Here is a 23,123-nt window from a genome sequence, read left to right on the forward strand (position 1 = left end):
TTCAGCAGGCGGGATAAGCGCAATGGATAAACCCACCCTGATAGTGATTGGCAACGGAATGGCGGGCGTGCGGCTGGTGGAACGGCTGTGCGAGCGTGCGCCGGAGCGTTACCGCATTGTGATCATCGGCGAAGAAAAACAGCCTGCGTATAACCGCATTCTGCTCACGCCGGTGCTCGCCGGTGAAAAACAGTTTGATGACATCGTGACCCATGATGCGCAGTGGTACAAACGTCACAACGTCACGTTTATCGCCGGTGCGGCGGCGACAGAAATTGACCGCACTGCCCGCAGGGTGCGGGCTGGCGGGCTGATGTTTGACTATCACCATCTGGTGCTCGCCACCGGTTCGCGGCCTTTTATGCTGGCGGTGCCGGGCGCACAACTACGCGGTATTCACGGTTTCCGTCAGCAGCAGGATGTGGAAAACATCCTCAGCGGAGATTACGCCGGACAGCCGGTCGTGGTGGTGGGCGGCGGCGTATTAGGCGTGGAAGCCGCTGCCGCACTGGCGCTGCGGGGCATGCAGGTCAGCCTGTTGCATCGCGGCAACCATCTGATGGACAGCCAGCTCGATGAACATAGCGCAGAACTGCTTCGCGCCAGCCTCGCCACGCGCGGCATTACGACCCTTTTACAGGCGCAGACCGTGGCCTATGCCGGTGACCCCGCCGGGAATGTCCGGGCGGTGAGGCTCAGCGACGGGCGTGAAATTCCCGCGCAACGCGTGGTGGTAGCCGCCGGTGTCCGGCCCGAGATTGCCCTGGCGCAGGCCGCCGGACTGGACTGTGATCGCGGCATTCTGGTCAGCGACACGCTGCAAACCTCCGACCCGGCTATTTCGGCCATTGGCGAATGTTGTCAGCAGGGGGAACTGACCGCCGGTCTGGTCGCGCCGTGCTGGCAACAGGCTGAGGCGCTGGCGGCCCGTCTGGCCGGTGCACCGGTGGTTTCTCCGGTGATGCACACGGTGCCGCTGCGCCTGAAAGTGACCGGCATTGACGTGTTCTGTGCCGGTGAACTGCACGGCGGCGACGGCGCACAAATTCACACGGTATCTGACCCGGTTGACGGTCATTACCGCCGCCTGTTGCTGCGTGATAACCGGCTCACCGGCGTGTTGCTGTGGGGTGATATCAGCGACGGGCCGGAATATTTCGCCCGCATCAGCCATCCCGCCAACTGCCAGACGCCATTGAGCATATTCAGCCCCGGCGATGAACCGGCTATTAAATCAGAACAGTTACCCGCCGAGGTAACGAGGAGCACTGCAATGTCGAAACCCGTATTAGTCATGGCCGGACACGGCATGGTTGGCCATCATTTTCTGCAACAACTGGTCGAGCGTGAACTGCATCTGCAATATCAGGTAATTGTGTTTGCGGAAGAAAAATCACCAGCCTACGACCGGGTGCATTTGTCCGAGTTTTTCTCCGGTCGCAGCGCGGAGTCGCTGTCGGTCGTAGAAGAGGGTTTCTTTGCGTCGACCGGCATTGAACTGCGCCTCGGGCACAGCATCGGTCATATCGATACCCGTCACCGTTTTGTGGTCGATCATCAGGGGCGGCAGACGGCTTACGATTTGCTGGTGCTGGCGACCGGTTCTTACCCGTTTGTCCCGCCAATTCCGGGCAACGATGCGCCGGGCTGCCTGGTTTACCGCACGCTGGACGATCTGGCGGCGATTCAGGCCTGCGCTGCCACCGGCAAAACCGGTGTGGTGGTGGGGGGCGGTTTGCTGGGGCTGGAAGCCGCAAACGCGCTGAAACATCTCGGACTGCAAACGCATGTGGTGGAATTCGCCCCACGGCTGATGGGCGTTCAGCTTGATGAAGGCGGTGCGGCGATGCTGCGCCGTAAAATTGAAGCGCTGGATGTGCAGGTCCATACCGGCAAAGAAACCCGCGCGATCGTGGCCGGAGAAGCCAGTCGTTATCGCATGGAGTTTGCCGACGGCGGTCATCTCGAGACCGATCTGGTGCTGTTCTCCGCCGGTATCCGTCCGCGGGATCAGCTGGCAAAAGAGTGCGGGCTGGAGGTCGGGCCGCGTGGCGGTATCGTGATTAACGATCAGTGTCGTACCTCTGATCCGGCCATTTTTGCTATCGGTGAATGTGCCTTGTGGAACGGGCAGATTTTCGGTCTGGTCGCCCCCGGCTACCAGATGGCGCGCACGCTGGCCGATACGCTTTCCGGCAGCGAGGTGGCGTTTAAAGGCGCGGACATGAGCACCAAACTGAAACTGCTGGGCGTAGAAGTGGCCTCAGTCGGCGATGCGCATGGCCGCACGCCGGGCAGTCAGAGTTATAGCTGGGTCGACGGTCCGGCGGAAGTGTACAAAAAAATCGTGGTCTCGCAGGACGGCAAACGCCTGCTCGGCGCGGTGCTGGTCGGCGACAGCAACGAATACAGCACGCTTTTGCAGATGATGCTTAACGATATGCCGCTGCCCGCCAGTCCGGAAAACCTGATCCTGCCCGCCAGCGCCGGTGCAGCGCCACAAACGCCGGGCGTCGCGGCATTGCCGGACGGTGCGCAAATCTGTTCCTGCCATAACGTCAGCAAATCAGATATCTGTGACGCGGTGAAGGGCGGTTGCGGCGATATGGCGGCGGTCAAAGCCTGCACTAAGGCGGCGACAGGCTGCGGCGGCTGTGCAGCGCTGACCAAACAGGTGATGGAATTCGCACTCACCGAAATGGGTGTCGAAGTAAAAAAAGACGTCTGCGAGCACTTTGCTTATTCCCGTCAGGAAATTTATCACCTGGTGCGCATGGGCAATATCCGCAGCTTTGCCGAACTGATTCAGAAACACGGTCACGGCAGCGGCTGTGAAATCTGCAAGCCGCTGGCGGGATCCATTCTGGCGTCCTGCTGGAACGATTACCTGCTCAAACCGCAGCATTTGCCGTTGCAGGACACCAACGATCGTTATTTCGCCAATATTCAGAAAGACGGTACCTATTCCGTGGTGCCGCGCATTCCGGCCGGTGAAATCACGCCCGACGGGCTGATCGCCATCGGTCTGGTCGCCAAACGCTACAACCTCTACACCAAAATTACCGGCGGGCAACGGGTGGATTTATTCGGCGCCCGCCTCGAACAACTGCCGGAAATCTGGCAGCAACTGGTGGACGCCGGTTTTGAAACCGGTCACGCCTACGGCAAATCGCTGCGCACGGTGAAATCCTGTGTCGGCTCAAGCTGGTGCCGCTACGGTGTACAGGATTCCACCGGCCTGGCGCTGCAACTGGAGAACCGCTACAAGGGGCTGCGCTCCCCGCACAAAATCAAAATGGCGGTCTCGGGGTGTACCCGTGAATGCGCCGAAGCACAGAGCAAAGACGTGGGCGTGATTGCCACCGAAAAGGGCTGGAACCTGTACGTGTGCGGCAACGGCGGCATGAAACCGCGCCACGCTGATTTACTGGCGCAGGACATGAGCACGGAAGATCTGATCCGCACCGTAGACCGCTTTCTGATGTTTTACATCCGTACCGCTGACCGCCTGCAACGTACCAGCACCTGGATGGATAATCTCGAGGGCGGCATGGATTACCTGCGTCAGGTGGTGCTGGAAGACAGCCTGCACATCGGCGCAGAACTGGAAAGTGAGATGAACGCGGTGGTCGGCACATATCAGTGCGAATGGCAAACCACGCTGGCAGATCCGGACCGGCTGGCGCTGTTCCGTCCGTTCGTCAACAGCAGCGAGCCGGATGAAGCGGTGGTGATGGTGACGGAGCGTCAGCAACTGCGCCCGGCGACGTCGCAGGAACGCGCCGGTATTTCCATCAGCGCCGTTTCTCAGCCGGTGATGGCGGTGCAGGGCTGGGTGGAGTTGTGCGATCTCAGCGCCATTCCGGCCAATGCCGGTATGGCGGCGCGGCTGGCTAACCGGCAGATTGCGCTGTTCCATTTGCCGGAGCATCCGCAGCAGGTTTTCGCGCTGAGTAACCATGAGCCGGACAGCGATGCCAATGTGCTGGCACGCGGGCTGGTAGGCGATGTGAAAGGCGAGCCGGTGGTGATTTCGCCGCTGTACAAACAGCGTTTCCGTTTACACGACGGGCGCAGCGTGGACGACGCGCAACTGGCGCTGAGTGTCTGGCCGGTGAAAGTCGAAAATGGCCGTGTCTGGGTGCAGGAACAGCCGGGGGTGAAAACCGCTGAAACCATTGCGACGGTCAGCGTATGAAAAGACCTCCGGCAACAGCACCGGCGCTGACCACCTGCGCTTACTGCGGCGTGGGATGTGGCGTCAGCATGGAACCGCAGACCGGGAGTTTCAGCGCCCGTGGTGATAAAACGCATCCGGCTAATCACGGACGACTGTGCGTAAAAGGCAGTGCGCTGGGAGAAACACTGGGGTTGCAGGGGCGGTTGTTACAGCCGGAAATCGACCGCCAGCCGGTAAGCTGGACGCTGGCGCTTGATACGGTCGCGCAGCGGTTACAGGCGGTGATCGACGAACAGGGTCCGCAGGCTGTGGCGTTTTACGGTTCCGGCCAGTTGCTGACTGAGGATTATTATGTCGCCAATAAACTGATGAAAGGCTTTATCGGCGCGGGAAATATGGATACCAATTCGCGGCTGTGCATGGCCTCTGCCGTGGTGGGTTACAAACGCGCGTTCGGGGCCGACGCGGTGCCGTGCAGTTATCAGGATCTGGAACGGGCCGACTGCGTCTTGCTGACCGGTTCGAATACGGCATGGGCACATCCGGTGGTGTATCAGCGGCTGGCGCAGGCCAAAAAGGACCGGCCGGAGATGCGCATTATTGTTATCGATCCGCGCCAGACCGCCACCTGTGATATCGCCGATTTACACCTGGCGTTACGCCCCGGCAGTGACGCGGCGCTGTTTTGTGGTGCGCTGAACGCGATGGCGGAGAGCGGAAAACTCGACACCACTTTCCTGCAACACCATACACAGGGTGCTGAAGATGCGTTGCGGGCGGCGCGGGACTGGACAGTGGCGCGTACCGCCGCGTATTGCGGATTACCTGTGGATCAGTTGCTGGCGTTTTATCAGATGTTGGGCGACAGCCAGCGGCTGGTGACGCTGTATTCGATGGGGATCAATCAGTCCGGTTCCGGCGTGGATAAATGCAACGCCATTATTAACCTGCATCTGGCGACCGGCCATATCGGGCGCGAGGGGTGCGGACCGTTTTCAATCACCGGCCAGCCGAACGCGATGGGCGGACGGGAAGTCGGCGGACTGGCGAATCAGCTGGCGTCGCACATGGGCTTTACGCCGGAAGATATCAGCCGTGTGGGGCGTTTCTGGCAGAGTGACAACGTCACACAATCAGCCGGGCTGAACGCCGTGGAGTTGTTCCGCGCAGTGGAAGAAGGCCGGATAAAAGCGGTGTGGATCATGGGCACCAATCCGCTGGTGTCGCTGCCGGATGCCGACCGGGTACGGGCCGGACTGGCGCGCTGCCCGCTGGTGATCGTCTCCGACATTATGCGTGACACCGATACCACCCGTGCCGCGCATATCTGCCTGCCCGCGCTGGGCTGGGGCGAGAAAAACGGTACCGTGACCAATTCTGAACGTTGTATTTCACGCCAGCGGGCGTTTCTGCCTGCACCGGGTGAGGCGAAACCGGACTGGTGGATCCTCAGTCAGGTCGCGCAGCGTTTAGGGTTTGCAGAGGCATTTTCGTATCAGCATCCGGCAGAAATTTTCCGCGAACATGCCGCGCTTTCCGGTTTTGAAAATCACGGTTCGCGGGCGTTTGATATCAGCGGGCTGGCGCAGCTTTCGGATGAGGAGTGGGACACCCTGCAGCCTGTGCAGTGGCCGGTGAATGCCGCCAATCCGCAGGGCACGGCGCGGCTGTTTACGGATAACCGGTTCTTTCATCCTGACGGCAAAGCGAAACTGATCGCCATCACGCCAAGGCTGCCGGTAAATCTGCCGAATGCGGCGTATCCGCTGATCATGAATACCGGCAGGGTCCGCGACCAGTGGCACACGATGACGCGCACCGGTAAGTCAGCGCGGCTGATGCAGCACATCAGCGAGCCGTTTTGTCAGTTTCATCCTGATGACGGGCCGCAGATCCAGTCCGGTGATCTGGTACGCGTTGCCTCCTCGCACGGCTGGCTGTTGCTGCGCGCCCAACCCGACAATCTGCAACCGCGCGGCAGCGTGTTTGTGCCGATGCACTGGAACAGCCGGTTCAGCCAGCAGGCGCGGGTCGATGCACTGATTGAAGCGCATGTTGATCCGCTGTCGGGACAGCCGGAAAGCAAACATATGCCGGTCAGCCTGAGCCGCTGGCCTGCCGCGTGGCAGGCCGAACTGTTTGTGCGTGGTGAAAATATTACACCACCGGTGACCACTTACTGGAGCCTGATCACCCAGCCGGGGGTGACCCACTTTACGCTTGCCGACTCTTCGCTACCGGCAGACTGGATGGCGTGGCTGAAGGAGTCTTACGCCACGGACAACCTGCTCTGCCAGACCGCGCAACTGGGCGATGACGGTTTCAGCCTGCTGGCCTGGTCTGACGGCGCGTTACAACTGGCGTTCTATGCCCGCCGCAGGCCGCCGTCACCCGACCGGCAGGCGGTGCTGGCGGCATTCACCACACCGCCGCACACGGCGCAACAGCGTCTGGCGTTGCTGGCAGGCCGTGCAGGCCGTGATAAAGCGCCCGCCGGTGCCATCATTTGTAGCTGTTATTCCGTGGGGGAAATCCCGATCACTGAAGCCGTCCGCCAGGGATGTCACAGCGTGCAACAGCTTGGCGAAAAACTCAAATGCGGCACAAATTGCGGCTCATGCATTCCTGAACTCAAAAAAATCATTGCCGGTCAGCTCGCCACGCTGACGGCGGGAGACAGCCAATGAACAACATTCCCGAAAGAACATTACAGATGCAGCAGATCGCGCAAATTCTGGCGGGTGCCCACCGGCGTAATCCGGTGTGTCGCGGTGAAGTCTGGCTGGTCGGCGCGGGGCCGGGGGATGTCGAGCTGCTGACCCTGAAAGCGCTGCGCGTGATCCAGCAGGCGGATGTGGTGGTGTTTGACCGGCTGGTGTCTGAGCCGGTGATGGCGCTGATCCCGGACGAGGCGCTGCGCATTGATGCCGGTAAATCGACGCGCAATCACACGCTGGGACAGGAAGAAATTAATCAGTTGCTGGTCAGTCTGGCGCTGGCCGGGCATCGCGTGGTGCGCCTCAAAGGGGGGGATCCGTTTGTGTTCGGTCGCGGCGGCGAGGAGATGGCACATTGCCAGCAGCACGGCGTAAGGTGCCACATCGTGCCCGGCATCACGGCGGCGATGGGGTGTGCGGCATCCACGGGTATTCCGCTGACCCACCGCAGTCTGGCGCAGTCCGTGCGGTTTGTGACAGGTCACGGGGCACAGGGGGAGCCGGATGTTGACTGGCGGGCGCTGGCCGAAGCGCGTCAGACGCTGGTGTTTTATATGGGCATTGCCAACAGCGAAAGCATCAGCCACCAGCTGATGGCGCATGGCTTACCGGGGACGACCCCGGTCGCCGTCATTGAGCGCGGCACCCGGCCGGAACAGCGGGTGCTGACCGGCAGGCTGGAGACACTGGCAGACATGATCCTTACCGGACAGGTGCAAACGCCTGCGCTGCTGATTGTCGGTGAGGTGGTGGGGATGTACCGGGGAGAGGGGCAACGTCAAGACCGTGGGTTGCCACCCACACCGGCCCAAAGGGTTTTAACCGAACCTCTTTGCAATCCTGCGTTTTTTTAACTGCGCGCTAACGCTGGCTGGCTATGCTTCAGTTACCGCAGTGACAGGCTGGAAATCTTGCCGCTGCGCGGTCCCTTCTCCCGGTCCTGGAGCCTTTGGTCTCCAGGCCGCTCCGTTCAGCAAGATTTCTGAATCGGCAGCACGCACAACTCCCCCGCACGATCATCCGAAAAGCTTATGCTTAATTGATCCATCTATATCCTTTTTTGTTAGTGGCATCGACCTCATTCCTTATGCAATTCTCTGACTCACAAAAGAAAAAAAATTAAATCTCCTGCTTTGTAAATTTGGGGCGCAAGCCCTCTGCAGACTATTCATAAGGAAAAACGATGGCCGCTATTCAGTTTAATCAACGTCAAATGACAACAAGCAAAATTGCTGCCGGTCTGGTTCTGGCACTCAGCACGCTTTCTACTTTTGCCGCCCACGCTGACCAACTGGCGGATATTAAAAAAGCCGGTGTTGTGAAAGTCGCGACTTTCGATTCCAATCCGCCGTTTGGGTCTGTGGATGCGAAAACTCACGATATTGTCGGCTATGACGTCGATTTCGCCAAAGCGCTGGCGAAAACCCTGGGTGTGAAATTGCAACTGGTACCGACCAATCCGGCCAACCGTATTCCGTTGTTGCAGTCCGGCAAGGCGGATCTGATTGTGGCTGATATCACCATCACGCCGGAACGCGCGAAAGTAATCGACTTCTCCGTGCCTTATTTCGTCACCGGCCAGCAGTTCCTGGTGCCCGCCGGATCGCCGGATAAGCTCGATGCGTATGCCACGGCGCGCATTGGTGCGGTGAAAGGCACCACCGGTGAGCAGGAGTTGCATAATCGCTTCCCGCAATCGCGCGTGCTGTCTTATGACGATATTCCGCTGGCGCTTTCCGCTTTACGTAACGGCAACGTGCAGGCGATTACTCAGGACAGCACCATTCTGGCCGGTCTGCTGGATGGCGCGCCGGACAAGGCGAAATACAAAGTGTTGCCTGAATTGCTGAGCAAGGAAGAGATTGGCGTTGGCGTGAAAAAAGGCGAAACCAGCCTGCTGAAAGTGGTCAACGACGAGCTGCTGAATCTGGAGAAAAACGGTCAGGCGGTCAGCATTTATAACGTCTGGTTCGGCCCGCAGACCAAATCTCCTCAGCCGCGTCTGTTCAAAATCGAAGCCAAATAATCTGTTTTATGCAAGGTAAGGCACATGCCGCAAGACACTTACTCAACCGCAGCAACGTCTGCGGTTTTTTCACATTCATCCGCCGGTAAAACCGCTGCCGTCGAATTTCGTCAGGTCAGTAAATCTTTTGGTCCGCATGAAGTGATCCGCAACATTGATTTGCGTGTGGACAGCGGCGAAGTGGTGGCCGTTTGCGGGCCTTCCGGCTCCGGAAAATCCACCCTGATCCGCCTGATTAATCAGCTTGAATCCGCCTCAGGCGGCGAGATCCTGATCGACAATCTGCCGACGCGAAACCTCAAAGGCGCGGCATTACGCCAGTTACGCACGCATATCGGTTTCGTGTTTCAGCAGTTCAATCTGTATGCCCATCTCACCGCCGAAGACAACGTCAGTCTGGCGCTGATCAAAGTGCATGGCTGGAAGAAAAGTGAAGCGCGGGAAAAGGCGCGGGCGCTGCTGACGCGTGTCGGGCTGGGGGATAAAGCGCGGCATTATCCCGAGCAGCTATCCGGCGGTCAGCAACAGCGCGTGGCAATTGCCCGGGCGCTGGTCACCGATCCGAACATTATTTTATTTGATGAACCGACTTCAGCGCTCGATCCGGAAATGATCGGCGAAGTGCTGCTGGTGATGCAGGAGCTGGCGAAAAGTGGCATCACCATGATTGTGGTGACGCACGAAATGAGTTTTGCCCGTGAAATCGCCGACCGGGTGATTTTCATGGATGGCGGAGAAATTCTCGAACAGGCGCAGCCGGAAGATTTCTTCCTGCGTCCGCAACATCCGCGCGCGCAGCGGTTTTTGCAGAAAGTATTGTTTCCGCTGCATCCGCAGGCAGGAGCAGAGCGATGATCTGGCATCCTGACTGGGCGGGTGTGCTGAGCGGTCAGCCTTTGCAATGGATTATCTCCGGCTTTCTCACCACGCTGTATGTCAGCCTGGCGGGCAGTCTGATCGCTACGTTACTGACTGTGCTGCTGATTGCGCTGCGCCTGAGTACCTCGCGTATTGCACGCGGCGCGGTGGCGGCGTTTGTCTCTGTTTTCCGTAACACGCCGCTGCTGGTGCAACTGCTGTTCTGGTATTTCGCGGCGTATGGCGCGCTGCCGCAAAGCTGGCGTTTTTACATTGGCGACAATCATCCGTGGGCGACGTTTCCGGGCAACATTGCCTGGCTGACGCCGGAATTTTTGTGTGCGGCCTGGGGGCTGGCGCTGTTCACGGCGGCGTTTCTGGTGGAAGAAGTGCAGGCGGGTCTGAATTCCGTGCCCAAAGGCCAGACTGAAGCGGCGATTTCGCAGGGGTTTAGCCGCAAGACATTGCTGCTTTCCATTCTTTTGCCGCAGGCGCTGACCAATGCGTGGCAGCCAGTCACCGGCCAGTATCTGAATCTGATGAAGCTTTCCTCGCTGGCGACCGGCATCGGTTTTTCGGAACTGACGTATCAGGTCAGTCAGATTGAAAGCTATAACGCACACGCCTTCGAAGGGTTTGCGGTCGGGACATTGCTGTATCTGGCGCTCGGGCTGATCCTCGGCGGGCTGATGACGGCGTTTGGTCCGAAACGTCCGCAGCGCAGGCCGCAGGCGGCAATGACGGAGGAAACCCGCGATGGAATTTGACGGGTCTGTTTTGCAGGATAATTTCACTTATCTGCTGTGGGGAAGACTGGCTGACGGTGAGCCGGGCGGGGTGTTGCTCACATTAATCATGGCGGCATCGGCGGGCGTTCTGGCGTTACTGGCCGGGGTTCTGATGGCGGCACTGGCGTGGCGTTTCGGCGGCAGGACGCGAAAAATTCTGTTTATCTGGGCGTCATTTATCCGCGGAATTCCGCTGATTTTCGTGATTTTCTGGCTGTATTTCCTGCTGCCGGTGGTGTTTGGCGGATCGATCCCCGGTCCGCTGACGGTGATTCTGGCACTGGCCTGGTTTACCTCGGCGGCGGTGATGCATTCGACGCTGGCGGGTCTGGAAGCCTTGCCGCGCGGGCAAACCGAAGCGGGGATCGCGTCAGGCATGAGCTACGGCAAAGTGCTGTTGTTCGTGCTGTTACCGCAGGCGTGGCCGAATCTGCTGCCGTCCTATCTCGGACTGCTGATCTCACTGGTGAAAGACACGTCGCTGGCGTTTATCGTCAACGTGCCGGAACTCACCACGGTGGCCGGACAGGTGAACAACCGGGTGCAAATTTACCCGGCAGAAATCTTCCTGCTGGTCGGGCTGATGTATTACCTGCTGTGTGTGACGCTGGCGTATCTGGCGGGTAAATCGATAAAACGTCGTCAGGGTTTGCGGACGTAAACTAAAACCCCGCCTGTTTCGGGCGGGGGTTTTGCAGCGGAAAACTACGGTGACAATGCGGTTATTGTCTTTTGCTGACATTATGCGTAATGCCGGAGCGGATAATCTTTATTGTGCCGGTTTGAACTGACAACCGGCAGCGCATCAATCAGCTTTTTCGTCCACGGATGCACCGGGCGGTGGAACACATCATCGACCTTTCCGTGCTCCACGACGCTGCCGTCTTTCATTACCATCACCCGGTCAGCCAGATGATGCACCACGCCTAAATCATGCGAGATAAACAACAGTGCGGTGCGGTGTTCGGCCTGCATTTTTGCCAGCAAATCCAGTACCTGCGCCTGAATCGAAACATCCAGCGCGCTGACCGGTTCATCGGCCACCAGCAGCGCCGGATTTGGCGCAAAGGCACGGGCAATCGCCACACGCTGACGCTGTCCGCCTGACAGTTCACGCGGATAACGGTGCAGAAAACTGTCGCCAAGCTGCACTTCATCCAGCAACTGACGGACGCGGTTGCGCCGTTCTTCACCAAAAATGCCCACGCTGTCGAGGCTTTCGCCGATGATTTTTTCCACGTTATAGCGCGGATCAAATGAACTCAGCGGATCCTGAGCAATCAGCTGAATACCGCGCCGTTGCAGTCTGCGCTGCGCTTCCGGAACCTGGCTCCAGCGTTGCCCCTGAATTTCTATCGTGCCGGATACCGGTTCGGTCAGCCCGAGGATCATCCGCGCCAGCGTGGTTTTCCCTGAGCCAGATTCGCCGACAATGCCCAGCGTTTCACCGGCAAACAGTTGCAGACTGACGTGACTGACCACAGTTTTACCGGCGTACGCTTTGCTGAGGTGTCGGGCTTCCAGCACCGGATTTGTGACGGAAATATTGCGTGCAGGCAGCGGTTCACCACGTTTGCCGGAAAGCTTAAACCCGCGCGTCGCCGGACTCGGAACCGCCGCCAGTAGCTGTTGCGTATAGGGATGGTCCGGCGCGGACAGCAGCTTTTCGCCGCGACCTTCCTCAACGACTTTGCCCTGATGCATCACCAGAATACGGTCGGCCAGTTGCCCGACCACCGACAAATCGTGGCTGATCAGCAGCAGGCTTTCGCCTTTATCGCGCCGCTGTTGCAGCAAATCCAGGATCTGTTTTTGCACCGTCATGTCCAGCGCGGTGGTCGGTTCATCGGCAATCAGTAAACCGGGATTTCCGGCCAGTGCGGTGGCAATCAAAACCCGCTGACGTAACCCTCCGGAAAGCTGATGCGGATAGGCACTCAGACGGTTTTGCGCATCGGGAAATCCGACCGATTTCAGGGAGGTGATCACCTGCCCGCTGAGCAACGTTGGATCGGTTTTGCGGCTGGCGGTCAGCGCATCGCGAAGCTGCCGCCCGACCTGCCGTAACGGATCGAGCGACACCAGCGCGTCCTGCAATACATAGCCAATCTGGCTGCCGCGAATTTTACGCCAGCGCCGCTGGCTGGCGCCAAGCATGTCTTCACCGCCAATCACAAAACGATCGGCAGTAATACGCGCTTTGCCATCCTGTAAGCCAAGCAGGCTGCGGGCTGTCACGGTTTTCCCTGAGCCGGATTCACCGACAAACGCCACGGATTCCCCGCGACGCAGTTGCAGATTCAGCCCGCTCACAGCGGCTTTTTCACCCTTTGCCGACGGAAAGAAAATCGACAGGTTCTGGATATCAATAAACAGTTCGTCGCTCATGGACGTTTTCCTTCAAAAGTGGCCTGCCAGTAACGCCCGAGTGTGTTGACTGAAATCACGGTCAGGGTGATTGCCACGCCCGGCCAGACGCCAATCCACCAGGCATTACGCAGATAATTACGGCCTTCGGCCAGCATCAGCCCCCATTCGGCGGTCGGCGGTTGCGGGCCCATACCGAGAAAACTCAGCCCGGCGGTGCCGATAATCGCCGTGCCCAGCCCGAGCGTCGCCAGCGCCGGAACGTGCGCAATGGCGTGCGGCAACACATGCCGCCAGACCAAAACGTGACGCTTCAGTCCCAGCGTGCGCGCCTGTTCGACATAACCAGAAGACATCACCAGAAAGGTTTGCGCGCGCACTACGCGGGTGAAGCGGGGCACTGACGCCACGCCGAGTGCGAAAATCAGATTGGTGGTGCCGGGACCGGTAAAGGCAATCAGCATCAGCGCCAGCAGCAAATCCGGAAAGGCTGAAACCACGTCCACCGCGCGGCTGATCAGCTCATCCAGCGGCCCTTTGAATAAACCCGCCAGCAGGCCAAGCAGGGTGCCGATACTGACCGCGACAACCATCGCCGCCAGGCTAATCAGCAGGGAATAACGGCTGCCATAAATGATACGCGCCAGCACGTCGCGGCCTAACTGATCGGTGCCCAGCCAGTGACTGGCGGAAGGTGCAAGCTGTGCGTTAACCGGATCGGCATTGAGCGGATCGTAATGCGTGAGTAACGCGGGGAAGACAACCGCCAGCAGTACCAGAAATATAAAACCGGCTGCCAGCAAAACACCGGCAGAGAAACGGCGTGTATTGCGCCCGGAAAGCAGAATCTGACTCATGCGTTTTCCTCCCCGGCAGCGGGCGCGTCGCGCAAGCGCGGATCGATAAACAGGTACAAAATATCCACCAGCGTACTGAGCACCACGTACACCAGCGCCGAGAAAATCGCTACCGCCAGCACCACCGGCAAATCCTTACCCAGCACGGCATCGACGGTGATTTTGCCCAGCCCCGGACGGCCAAACACCTGTTCGGTGATCACCGCACCGCTGAGCAGACCGCCAATCAGCCAGCCGGTGAGGGTGACGGCAGGCAGCGCGGCGTGGCGCAGCGCATGGCGTAAACGGATGACAGTGTTGCCCAGACCCCAGGCGCGCAGCGTCAGAACAAAGGGCTCATCAAGCGCATCTTCCAGCCCGCGTCGCAGCACCTGCGACACCACCGCGCCCTGCGCCAGTCCGAGGGAGAACGCCGGTAACACCAGCGACGAAAAACTGCGGTCACCGGCGACCGGAAACCAGCGCAAGGTAAAGCTGAAGATAAACAGCAGCACGATGCCAAGCCAGAAAGAGGGCGTGGACGCCAGAACCAGTTCGATGAAACCGGCGATGCGTTGCCCCCGGCGACGATGCGCGGTCGTGACCGCCATCAGCACGGCAAACACCAGACTGACCACCAGCGCCAGACCGGTGAGTTTCAGCGTCGGCCACAACTGCGACAGCACCAGCGAACTGACGTCGGTATTGAGCATGTACGAACGGCCAAAATCCCCGTGCAATACGCGCCACAGGTAATGCAGATATTGCAGATACAACGGCTGATCCAGACCCCATTCGGCGCGGATCGCCGCCTCAATCGCCGGTGTATGCACCTGTTCGCCCATCAGCAAACTGACGATATCGCCGGGCGCGAGGTAAACGCTGATAAACGACAGCGTAACCGCTGCCCACAGCACCAGTATGCCGGTGAGTATCCGCCGGATGATCCGCCCGCGCCATGACGGTCTGGCCTCAGGGCGACGGGGAGAAATAAATGCAGTTTCAGCCGACATATTCTGATTCCTTACTTCTGATTAATGCTTGCTCAGCCAGACGTCATAGGCGTTTTCAGGCATCTGTTTGAAAGGCCTGAAGCCGACACCGTGAACGTAAGACGCTGCCGCAATCTGGTCTTCCGGCTCGTAAAGCGGGATCGCCAGTGCCTGTTGCAACACCGCAAAATTCTGCAACTGACCGTAGAAGGTTTTGCGCTGTGCGTTATCCAGCGTCAGCGACGCGCCTTTGAGCAGCGGAATAATTTCCGGTGCATCGGTGCGGCTGTAGTTGATCGCACCGCCGCCATTGACGGGCAGATAGTGATTTTCGATATCAATGCCGTCGGTGTCGGTATTGGAGTTGGCAATCGATCCGAACTGGCCGGTTTTACGCACTTCGGTATAGGTGCCGGAATCGACATAACGGATTTTCAGATCCACGCCCAGCCGCTGCCGCGCCTGCGCCTGTATCGCCTGCAACAACACGTCGCGCTGGTCACGGACGGTCGCCTGCGCCTGAATAATCTCAATGCTCAGTGGCTGGCCGTCTTTGGTTCGGATGCCGTCAGCGCCTTTGGTATTCCAGCCTGCTTCATCAAGCAACTGGTTTGCGAGCGCCGGATTATTGCCATATTTACCGCTCAGGCTGGCGTCATACAACGGATCGACCGGCGACGTAATGCCCCAGACACGCGTCCGTTCGCCGCGATAGATCGACTGCAAAATCGGTGAAATATCCAGACCCTGTAAAATCGCCTGACGGACTTTGACGTCCTGCGTCGGGCCATATTTGACGTTGAGGAACAGAGAATACGGCGTGCCGGTATTGAGTGCGTGCTGATAAGAAAAATCAGGATTGTCTTTGAACTCACCGGCATCGTTACCGGAAACGCCTTCAATCACATCCACCTGACCGGACAGCAGCGCGCCGGTACGCACTGAGGATTCCGGCAGGAAACGGTACGTGATCCCTTCGAGATACGCCGGACCCTGATGTTTCGCATTCGCCGACGCCCAGCGGTAATCCGGGTTGCGCACATATTCAATCTGCTGGCCTTTCTCATAGCGTTTGAGAATAAATGGCCCGGTACCCGCGATGTCTGTACCACCGGATTTCAGCTGCGGTGAAGTCCATGAAGAAGGCGAAATCAGCTTCAGGCCGGAAGCAAAAGAAAGGAACGGGCTGTAAACGTCTTTCAACGTAATGCTGACGGTGTGCTCATCCGGTGTGGTAACACTGGCAATTCGCCCGGCCAGCGCGCAAATACTTGACCCTGCGCAGTACGCAGGATCCTGTGCATGACGAAAGTTTTCGGCCACGGCGGCGGCGTTAAATTTCTCGCCATTAGAGAATTTCACGTCATCGCGCAGGGTAAACGTGTAGGTTTTGCCGTCGTCAGACACCTGATAACCGGTCGCCAGCCACGGAATGTACGAACCGTCGGGCTTGCGCGCTAACAGCGATTCATAGGCCACACGCAGGATCAGTTCCGCTTTTGACTGGCCGTTTAGCTGTGGATTGAGCGTATTGGGTTCGGTTTCCACGCCCCACGTCAGATTCCCGCCTTGTTGAGGTTGTTCAGCGGCATACAGCGACTGGCCGGAGGAAAGCACTAACAGCGCGAGCGCAGAAAGAGAACGAACATTAACAGAGGATTTCATACATTTCCCGTCAGGTAATAAGCCATGAATTATTCGAATGAACTCAATAAATAGCGCCGCGTTATTCTGCGCGGCTGAAGGGATTATTAATGTCAGGTTGCTAAGTTGTAAAATCACAATATTTGCTTATCAGAAACAATAAATGACTTAGTAAATGAGTGGCATGGCCGAAATAAAATGAAGGAGAATATAATTCGCTATCGATATCTGTTTTTTGAGTGACTGCCTCAAATTCAGGGTTGCTGGCGTCGGCCCACACCGACAGAACCTTGGGATCGCCGCCCACTCGGGCTCAAAGGTCAACAGCTTGGGTTGCCACCCAAACTGGCCTCAAGGTCAAGGTCGTGGGCGTCGGCCCACACCGACCAGAGACCCGGTAACGCGCGGGCCTCTGGACTCCGCGCTTTTTTCACTTCGCGCTGTCGCGGGTATGACGGACATGTTCTGGTGCACTAGTCAGTGGCGCAAATTCAGGTGCTTCGCACTGCCTTCTCTCGGTCTTCAAGCCATAGGTCTTGAAGCCGCTCCGTTCAGCTGAATTTTGATCACGCCAATCCACTTTTCTAAAAGATCACAACATTCTGTCTTTGAATTTAAGATCGTGCGGGCGATTCAGAAAGCTTGCTGAACGGAGCGGCCTGGAGACCAGAGGCTCCAGGACCGAGTGAAGGAACCGCAAAGCGGCAAGCTTTCCAGCCTGTCGCTGCGATACCTGAAACATAGCCAGCGAGCGGAGCGCGCAGTGAAAGAGCCGGAGATTCCTAAGAGGCGCGGCGATAGGCGCCTCTTGGGGCCGGTTTGGGTGGCAACCCAAGGTGTTGACCTTAGGGCCGGTTTGGGTGGCAACCCAAGGTCTTTATGTGAAGATTGATTTTAAGACGCGAGTGCGGCGTCCCGCACAGAAACAAACTGATTCTCCGGCTCACTTAACCCCAGATTCCCCCGCAGGGTCTGTGCCTCATAGTCCGTCCGGTACAATCCCCGCGCCTGCAAAATCGGGATCACACGGTCGGTGAAATCATCAAACGCCGTCGGGGTGCCGCCCCGGACGATAAAACCGTCGGCCGCACCTGAGGTAAACCAGTGTTCCAGACCGTCGGCGACATCTTCGGCGGTACCGGAGAAGGTCGGTCGTGGTGTCGCGGCTTCCAGTGCGGCCTGACGCAGGGTTAATCCGCGTTCGCGGGCGTTGCGTTTGATCTCATCTGTGGTGCTGCGGAAGCTGTTTTGCCCCAAATCGCCGATGTCCGGGAATGGCGCATCCGGGTCGTATTGCGCAAAATCGTGATGCTCAAAGTAGCGGCCAAGATAATCCAGCGCGCTTTCCAGCGTCACCAGTTGGGCGGTTTCCTGATATCGACGTTCAGCATCGGCAGGCGACTCACCGATAATCACGCTGATGCCCTGAAAGACGCGGATGTCTTCGGCGGCACGGCCGTTTTCCACCAGCTGACGCTGTACATCGAGACGAAATGCGCGGGCCAGTTCGGGGGTTTCCTGACGGGTGTAAATGGCGTCAGCGGCTTCGGCAGCAAAGGCTTTGCCCTGTTCCGACGCCCCGGCCTGAAAGACGATCGGACGGCCCTGCGGGGAGCGTCCGACGTTCAGCGGCCCCTGCACCGAGTAGTATTTGCCGTGATGATTGAGTGTGTGCAGTTTCTCCGGCACAAAGAACTGGCCGGTGGCTTTGTTGCGCGCAAATGCATCTTCTTCCCAGGAATCCCACAGCCCTTTCACCACGCTGACGTATTCACTGGCGATGCGGTAACGCTCGTCATGTTCCGGGTGCTTATCGCGGGAGAAGTTTTTCGCCGAGCCTTCCAGCGGCGAGGTCACCACGTTCCAGCCCGCCCGGCCACCGCTCAGATGATCGAGGCTGGCGAACTGACGCGCGACGGTAAACGGCTCGCTGTAGGAGGTGGATAAGGTGGCGACCAGTCCGATTTTGCGGGTGACCAGCGACAGGGCAGAAAGCAGGGTAATCGGTTCAAAACGGTTGAGGAAATGCGGAATAGATTTCTCAGTAATATAAAGTCCGTCGGCGACAAATAAGAAATCAAATTTAGCCTGTTCAGCTCGTTGCGCTAATTGCTGGCAGAACTGAATATTAATACTGGCATCAGCAACCGCATCCGGATGACGCCATGCAGACATATTTCCGGATGCGCCCTGAATAATGGCACCCAGGCGTATTTGTTTTTTCTGACTCATTGTTTCATCCTTAAGAATATATTATTCAGCCGCCGTTAAACCAGCGTGCGTAATTCAGCGATGGAGCGCACCAGCGGCGCCTGCTCCTGTGCTTCGAATGCCTGCTGGTTGAGAATTTTGCGCAGATAGACCAGTTCGACACCCAGCGGGTTGGTCGCGGTATGAAATGGCTCATAACCCCGTCGCTGATACAACCCGGTCAGCCACGGATGTTTCACCGCCGTTGCCAGATACACCGCCGGTGATTTCAGCGTGTCACGCAAAAACGTCTCTTCCACGTAGCGGATAATTTCATTGCCAAATCCCTGGCCTTTGGCATGTTCTGCCACCGCAAACCAGTGCACAAACGGCCACGGTGCAAGATGATTTTTTGCCGGTGTCCACAAAAAAAGGGTGGTCAGCGTCGCCGTCAGTACGCCGTCGTTTTCCAGCACATAGGTGGTTTCATTGCGGATAACATCCCGCACGTCTTCAACGCTGGCGCGGGTGATGGTGAAATGAATGTTATGTTCCAGCAGCGGCTCGTAAGCCTTTTGCAAAAGGCTGTGCAGCGCCGCTGCTTCAGACTCCTGAGCAAGGCGGATCACGTGGCTCATATCCAGTTCCTGTTGTTCACAACACATCGTTAACAACGATTATTAAAGTCAGGAACAAAGGATGTAAAACAACAATAGTTGCTATGCAGTTGCGGGAGATGGAATAGGGGGTGGGGTGGCCGCCCATACGGGCGTTAACTTCAAAGTCAAAACCGTGGGCGTCGGCCCACACCGACTTGGGGGGCGGCCTGCCGCCGCCCCCCAAGATCCCCCGGGCTCTTTCACTAATACCGCCGGACGAGGTTATAAACCGCGCTGACAATCCGTTTCGTCAGCATGGCGGTGCGGCTCATAACAAATTTTCCTGACGTTCCAGCCAGCGGGCGTGGCTTTTTTCATCGAGAATTTTTTTCATGTACAGCGTGGTGTGTCCTTTGCCGATGTCTCTTTCGAAGACCGGCTGAAAACCCAGTTTCAGGTACATGTCACGCAGCCACGGATGGCTGGTGGCGGTGCCGAGCGAGTAAGCCGGGGCTTTCAGTTCGCGGATCAGAATGTTGTCTTCCAGCCAGTCCAGCAGCTTTTTGCCGAGACGCTGACCGGCGTAATCCGGATGCGTGCCTAACCAGCCAATATGCGGCAGGCCTATGAGTCCCGGCATTGCACCCCACGGGAAGCGCAGGGTGACCGAAGCCACCATCCGCTGGTCATCAAAGAGCGCAAACACTGCATGATCGTTGAGATGTTGTGTCACGCTTGCCAGATCGGCGGTGGCAGCATCAAACTGAATCCCGAGTGCTTTGATTGGCGCATAAGCGTCCAGCATCAGCGCCAGATAATCGTGTTTATCATCCAGCGTCAGCCGCCTGAAATGTTGTGTCATAACCCGGATCCCTCAGAAGAAGTCAGATGACCGGACTGCACGGCAAAGCGGATGACCTCATCAACTTTTTGCGCGGCGCGGCCGGTGTAATGAGCCGGATCTCACCAGTGGTCAAGATCCCGTTCAGTAATATTGGCCGCCAGCACCGGATGTGCAAGCAGAACAATTTTAAAAGATGGCTGTTTTTCAAACGCCTGCATGGCGCAGTCATAAACCAGATGATGTGCAGTTTGTTTACCGGGTTTTTTACCGTCAGGCCGCAGGATTGCGTTTGTGTGGCATGGGGGTTGATCCGACAGGGGGCTGATGGAAAGCCATAACAGCCTGCCCGAGCCTGACGTTAATCACGGCTGCGATGTGCCGAACTCAGGGAGTTAGCAGGGAGAGGAAGAAAAAGGGCGTCTTTACAACGCCCGGAGATGTTTATGCTATTCGTCTGACGGGGGTTTCTTACCGGGCGTGCGCAATGGACGTTCAACAAATTGCATTGTGCGCTTATCGAAATACCGGCTTGGCCAGATAATCGAAGGTGGCACGCCGATAGCCTGGCTTATCAGCAATTCCCCCTTTGGCCAGGGGCGGGTAAGCGCATTGGCTAATGTGGTTGAACATAAACCCGCAGCGCGTGAAACCGCAGACAAGGTGGTGCCTTTTTTGCGCAGTGCAGCAATGATGTCAGCGGGGTGCCAGTCCTGATTAATCAGGATTTCTCCCTCATGCTGCTGGATGTACGACGTAGGAAACGGCAGGAAAGTCGGACTATGGGGCAGTTTCATAGGTATTCTCCGATGTGATAGTTAACCACCACCGGAGCTGCGAAACTCTTTTGGTGGTGGCTCAGACAAGGTTCGCAGTACCGGTCACATCGGAAGCCGGCCAGCCCGGAGGCTGCCTTGCCTGAGTCACCATAGGATGTACAAATTACAAGCATCTGTATCTGACAGGTGTACGGAGGCAAATACATAATTATTACATATGTATTTCCGATGTGGTATTCAGGCTGCGAAACCTAGCCGCGTATTTTTGACGCGACGAGGCGAATATAACGTAAGGAAGGGTTATAAACCAACTGGATAACGACATAGATGGGAGATGCTTTCCAGAGAAAACCCTCTGTAGAAGAGGATTACAGCAGGCTTTTTTTGTCCGTGAGGACGAAGATAATAAAAGGGCAGGCGCATTGCCGAAAAACCGGTAATACGCCTGCTTAAACACTTTCAGTTAGCGTGTCAGACAATCAGCGGGTCGGATGATTCACTTCCACCGGACGCAAATCAAACAGTAAGACTTCTGCCTGGTCGCCGTCCGTGAAGGTGAGTTTATCTTCCTGACGGATACGTGCACCGTCACCGGTTCTGAATTCAATGCCGTTCACTTTGATGCTGCCGCGTGCCACGTGGACATAGGCATAACGGTCAGGGTCAAGGTCGAACGTGGCCTGTTCCGCACCGTCGAAGAAACCCGCGTAAATCTTCATGTCCTGACGCACGCTCAGTGAGCCATTGTCACCTGTTGGCGAGATAATCAGGCGGAACTGGCCGCGTTTTTCCGCTTCAGGCACAGACACCTGCTGGTAACCCGGTTTGGTCCCATTTTCAGATGGCACGATCCAGATTTGCAGGAAATGCACCTTTTCGTCACCGGAGTGGTTGAACTCACTGTGCGTCACACCGGAACCGGCGCTCATCAGCTGCACGTCGCCGGGGACAATCACAGAACCGGTGCCCATTGAATCTTTATGCTCCAGCGCGCCTTCCAGCACATAAGAGATAATTTCCATATTGCTGTGCGGATGCGCCCCAAAGCCGCGCCCCGGTGCAACCTGATCATCGTTGATGACCAGCAGGTCTGAGAAGCCGACCTGTTTTGGATCCCAGTAACTGGCGAAGGAGAAGGTGTGACGTGAATGCAACCAGCCGTGGTCACCCAATCCGCGTTGTTCAGAGAGACGTTGTTCGATCATGATGTGCTCCTCAGTTTGTCAGGGGGGAAGTGCGTTTGCCCTTCCGATGAACAGAGAATACACGTAAACTAATTTGCTCAACAATGCGGTTGTTTGACTATCACTGTCACGTTTTGGTTGACAATAAATGGCGTGAGAATAAAGGGTGCGGATAAGATGCAGACAGAAGATCTTCGTATTTTTATTGCCGTGGTAAAAGCGGGGAGTTTTACCACGGCGGCTGAACAACTGATGCTTTCAAAACAATATGTCAGTCGCCGCATGGCGTCGCTGGAGGCTGGCTTACATGCGCGGCTGCTCAACCGCAATACCCGCAAGCTGTCGGTGACCGAGTCCGGCCAGTTGTTCGCGCAACATGCACAGCGCATCCTCGACGATATCGAAGAGGCCGAACGGGCGGTGTCGCCCAGGCGGCAGGCGCTTCAGGGAACTTACCGCATCAGCATTCCGATGTCGTTTGGTATCAGCCACCTTTCGCCGCTGATTGCCGAGTTTTTAGGTCAGCATCCGGCGATTCAGTTTCAGGTAGAACTGGTCGATCGCTATGTCGATCTGGTGGGTGAAGGTTTCGACATCGCGCTGCGCATTGGTAATCTGGCGGATTCCTCGCTGGTGGCGCGACGGCTTGGCGAACTGAAGCGGGTGATCTGCTGCAGCCCGGAATATCTTCAGCGTAAGGGGACGCCGGAAACGCCGGAGGATTTGCTCAACCATCATTGCCTGCGTTACGGGCGCGAAGGGCAGACCGGCTGGGAGCTGGAGCTGGAGGGCAAACGTCGTCTGTTTGATGTGCGCGGGCCAATTGTCAGCAATAACGGCGAAGTGCTGCGCGATGCGGCCGTCGCCGGACTCGGGCTGGTATTACTGCCAGAATTTATCGTCGGACCGGCGCTGCAATATGGCGCACTGGTTCGCGTACTGGATGCATTTCATCCCGGCTCACTCAGCCTGCATGCCATTTATCCGCAGCACCGTCAGCGCAGCGAAGTCACCCGGGTATTTCTCGACTTTTTACAGGAAAGGCTAAAGGCACAACTGCTGGTATCGGCCTGAGATAAGCACCGGAGAGGTTAGCAGACCTGCGTCACACTTTTTGGGCGA

18 protein-coding genes are annotated in these 23,123 nt (G+C 57.5%); 9 read left to right on the forward strand and 9 right to left on the reverse strand.

The window, feature by feature from the left end:
* Positions 1 to 22: 22 nt before the first annotated feature.
* From nirB to AACU55_RS15090, 7 genes are all read left to right on the forward strand, one after another.
* Positions 23 to 4,198 carry a nitrite reductase large subunit NirB gene (nirB, locus tag AACU55_RS15060; protein ID WP_134705654.1) on the forward strand — a complete coding sequence of 1,392 codons (4,176 nt, stop codon included), beginning with the start codon at positions 23 to 25 and terminating at the stop codon, positions 4,196 to 4,198.
* Positions 4,195 to 6,867, forward strand: a complete 2,673-nt coding sequence (locus AACU55_RS15065; RefSeq protein WP_134705655.1) for a nitrate reductase — start codon at positions 4,195 to 4,197, stop codon at positions 6,865 to 6,867. Before nirB ends, AACU55_RS15065 begins: the two co-directional genes overlap by 4 nt.
* 26 nt (positions 6,868 to 6,893) lie before the next feature.
* Positions 6,894 to 7,751 carry a uroporphyrinogen-III C-methyltransferase gene (gene cobA / locus AACU55_RS15070; RefSeq protein ID WP_371687422.1) on the forward strand — a complete coding sequence of 286 codons (858 nt, stop codon included), beginning with the start codon at positions 6,894 to 6,896 and terminating at the stop codon, positions 7,749 to 7,751.
* A gap of 359 nt (positions 7,752 to 8,110) precedes the next feature.
* Entirely contained in the window at positions 8,111 to 8,923 is an 813-nt protein-coding gene (locus tag AACU55_RS15075) for an ABC transporter substrate-binding protein (RefSeq protein WP_371687420.1), read from the forward strand.
* A 24-nt stretch (positions 8,924 to 8,947) separates the two neighbouring features.
* Positions 8,948 to 9,778: an amino acid ABC transporter ATP-binding protein gene (locus AACU55_RS15080; RefSeq protein ID WP_134705657.1), complete on the forward strand. Its 831-nt coding sequence runs from the start codon at positions 8,948 to 8,950 to the stop codon at positions 9,776 to 9,778.
* Positions 9,775 to 10,548, forward strand: a complete 774-nt coding sequence (locus AACU55_RS15085; protein ID WP_013575690.1) for an amino acid ABC transporter permease — start codon at positions 9,775 to 9,777, stop codon at positions 10,546 to 10,548. Before AACU55_RS15080 ends, AACU55_RS15085 begins: the two co-directional genes overlap by 4 nt.
* Positions 10,538 to 11,230, forward strand: a complete 693-nt coding sequence (locus AACU55_RS15090; protein WP_134705658.1) for an amino acid ABC transporter permease — start codon at positions 10,538 to 10,540, stop codon at positions 11,228 to 11,230. Before AACU55_RS15085 ends, AACU55_RS15090 begins: the two co-directional genes overlap by 11 nt.
* An 80-nt stretch (positions 11,231 to 11,310) precedes the next feature.
* Here the strand turns inward: AACU55_RS15090 and AACU55_RS15095 are convergent, their stop codons facing one another.
* The 7 genes from AACU55_RS15095 to AACU55_RS15125 form a co-directional block, all read right to left on the reverse strand.
* The gene (locus AACU55_RS15095; protein ID WP_134705659.1) at positions 11,311 to 12,957 is read right to left on the reverse strand and encodes a dipeptide ABC transporter ATP-binding protein; all 1,647 of its coding nucleotides are present in this window, start codon (positions 12,955 to 12,957) and stop codon (positions 11,311 to 11,313) included.
* Complete coding sequence (locus AACU55_RS15100; RefSeq protein WP_134705660.1) at positions 12,954 to 13,793, reverse strand: ABC transporter permease; 840 nt, start codon at positions 13,791 to 13,793, stop codon at positions 12,954 to 12,956. The genes AACU55_RS15095 and AACU55_RS15100 overlap by 4 nt, the downstream gene beginning before the upstream one ends.
* Complete coding sequence (locus tag AACU55_RS15105; RefSeq protein WP_134705661.1) at positions 13,790 to 14,785, reverse strand: ABC transporter permease; 996 nt, start codon at positions 14,783 to 14,785, stop codon at positions 13,790 to 13,792. Before AACU55_RS15105 ends, AACU55_RS15100 begins: the two co-directional genes overlap by 4 nt.
* Positions 14,786 to 14,806: 21 nt before the next feature.
* Positions 14,807 to 16,429 (reverse strand): ABC transporter substrate-binding protein, encoded by a 1,623-nt coding sequence (locus AACU55_RS15110; protein ID WP_134705662.1) that lies wholly within the window; start codon positions 16,427 to 16,429, stop codon positions 14,807 to 14,809.
* An 873-nt stretch (positions 16,430 to 17,302) separates the two neighbouring features.
* The gene (locus AACU55_RS15115) at positions 17,303 to 18,640 is read right to left on the reverse strand and encodes an LLM class flavin-dependent oxidoreductase (protein ID WP_134705663.1); all 1,338 of its coding nucleotides are present in this window, start codon (positions 18,638 to 18,640) and stop codon (positions 17,303 to 17,305) included.
* Positions 18,641 to 18,675: 35 nt separating this feature from the next.
* On the reverse strand, positions 18,676 to 19,236 hold the full coding sequence (locus AACU55_RS15120) for a GNAT family N-acetyltransferase (protein WP_134705664.1): 561 nt from the start codon (positions 19,234 to 19,236) through the stop codon (positions 18,676 to 18,678).
* Between the two features lie 289 nt (positions 19,237 to 19,525).
* A complete protein-coding gene (locus tag AACU55_RS15125) occupies positions 19,526 to 20,059 on the reverse strand; it encodes a GNAT family N-acetyltransferase (protein WP_013575682.1) in 534 nt (177 codons plus the stop codon).
* 26 nt (positions 20,060 to 20,085) lie between these two features.
* Here AACU55_RS15125 and AACU55_RS15130 point away from each other — a divergent pair, with 26 nt between their 5' ends.
* Positions 20,086 to 20,379 carry a hypothetical protein gene (locus AACU55_RS15130; protein ID WP_167686140.1) on the forward strand — a complete coding sequence of 98 codons (294 nt, stop codon included), beginning with the start codon at positions 20,086 to 20,088 and terminating at the stop codon, positions 20,377 to 20,379.
* A 108-nt stretch (positions 20,380 to 20,487) separates the two neighbouring features.
* Here the strand turns inward: AACU55_RS15130 and AACU55_RS15135 are convergent, their stop codons facing one another.
* Complete coding sequence (locus tag AACU55_RS15135) at positions 20,488 to 20,763, reverse strand: helix-turn-helix domain-containing protein (protein WP_223509806.1); 276 nt, start codon at positions 20,761 to 20,763, stop codon at positions 20,488 to 20,490.
* A 533-nt stretch (positions 20,764 to 21,296) separates the two neighbouring features.
* Positions 21,297 to 22,022, reverse strand: a complete 726-nt coding sequence (locus AACU55_RS15140) for a pirin family protein (protein WP_013575680.1) — start codon at positions 22,020 to 22,022, stop codon at positions 21,297 to 21,299.
* Positions 22,023 to 22,178: 156 nt separating this feature from the next.
* Between AACU55_RS15140 and AACU55_RS15145 the strand changes: the two genes are divergently transcribed.
* A complete protein-coding gene (locus tag AACU55_RS15145; protein WP_037035706.1) occupies positions 22,179 to 23,075 on the forward strand; it encodes a LysR family transcriptional regulator in 897 nt (298 codons plus the stop codon).
* Positions 23,076 to 23,123 lie beyond the last annotated feature (48 nt).

Source organism: Rahnella sp. CJA17(1/100) (assembly GCF_963881615.1).
Lineage (GTDB): Bacteria > Pseudomonadota > Gammaproteobacteria > Enterobacterales > Enterobacteriaceae > Rahnella > Rahnella aceris.

What these genes read in the sequence shown, in the direction of transcription:
- nirB (WP_134705654.1), top strand. Translation starts at nt 23, where the DNA reads ATGGATAAACCCACCCTGATAGTGATTGGCAACGGAATGGCGGGCGTG.
- AACU55_RS15065 (WP_134705655.1), top strand. Translation starts at nt 4,195, where the DNA reads ATGAAAAGACCTCCGGCAACAGCACCGGCGCTGACCACCTGCGCTTAC.
- cobA (WP_371687422.1), top strand. Translation starts at nt 6,894, where the DNA reads ATGCAGCAGATCGCGCAAATTCTGGCGGGTGCCCACCGGCGTAATCCG.
- AACU55_RS15075 (WP_371687420.1), top strand. Translation starts at nt 8,111, where the DNA reads ATGACAACAAGCAAAATTGCTGCCGGTCTGGTTCTGGCACTCAGCACG.
- AACU55_RS15080 (WP_134705657.1), top strand. Translation starts at nt 8,948, where the DNA reads ATGCCGCAAGACACTTACTCAACCGCAGCAACGTCTGCGGTTTTTTCA.
- AACU55_RS15085 (WP_013575690.1), top strand. Translation starts at nt 9,775, where the DNA reads ATGATCTGGCATCCTGACTGGGCGGGTGTGCTGAGCGGTCAGCCTTTG.
- AACU55_RS15090 (WP_134705658.1), top strand. Translation starts at nt 10,538, where the DNA reads ATGGAATTTGACGGGTCTGTTTTGCAGGATAATTTCACTTATCTGCTG.
- AACU55_RS15095 (WP_134705659.1), bottom strand. Translation starts at nt 12,957, where the DNA reads ATGAGCGACGAACTGTTTATTGATATCCAGAACCTGTCGATTTTCTTT.
- AACU55_RS15100 (WP_134705660.1), bottom strand. Translation starts at nt 13,793, where the DNA reads ATGAGTCAGATTCTGCTTTCCGGGCGCAATACACGCCGTTTCTCTGCC.
- AACU55_RS15105 (WP_134705661.1), bottom strand. Translation starts at nt 14,785, where the DNA reads ATGTCGGCTGAAACTGCATTTATTTCTCCCCGTCGCCCTGAGGCCAGA.
- AACU55_RS15110 (WP_134705662.1), bottom strand. Translation starts at nt 16,429, where the DNA reads ATGAAATCCTCTGTTAATGTTCGTTCTCTTTCTGCGCTCGCGCTGTTA.
- AACU55_RS15115 (WP_134705663.1), bottom strand. Translation starts at nt 18,640, where the DNA reads ATGAGTCAGAAAAAACAAATACGCCTGGGTGCCATTATTCAGGGCGCA.
- AACU55_RS15120 (WP_134705664.1), bottom strand. Translation starts at nt 19,236, where the DNA reads ATGAGCCACGTGATCCGCCTTGCTCAGGAGTCTGAAGCAGCGGCGCTG.
- AACU55_RS15125 (WP_013575682.1), bottom strand. Translation starts at nt 20,059, where the DNA reads ATGACACAACATTTCAGGCGGCTGACGCTGGATGATAAACACGATTAT.
- AACU55_RS15130 (WP_167686140.1), top strand. Translation starts at nt 20,086, where the DNA reads ATGACCGGACTGCACGGCAAAGCGGATGACCTCATCAACTTTTTGCGC.
- AACU55_RS15140 (WP_013575680.1), bottom strand. Translation starts at nt 22,022, where the DNA reads ATGATCGAACAACGTCTCTCTGAACAACGCGGATTGGGTGACCACGGC.
- AACU55_RS15145 (WP_037035706.1), top strand. Translation starts at nt 22,179, where the DNA reads ATGCAGACAGAAGATCTTCGTATTTTTATTGCCGTGGTAAAAGCGGGG.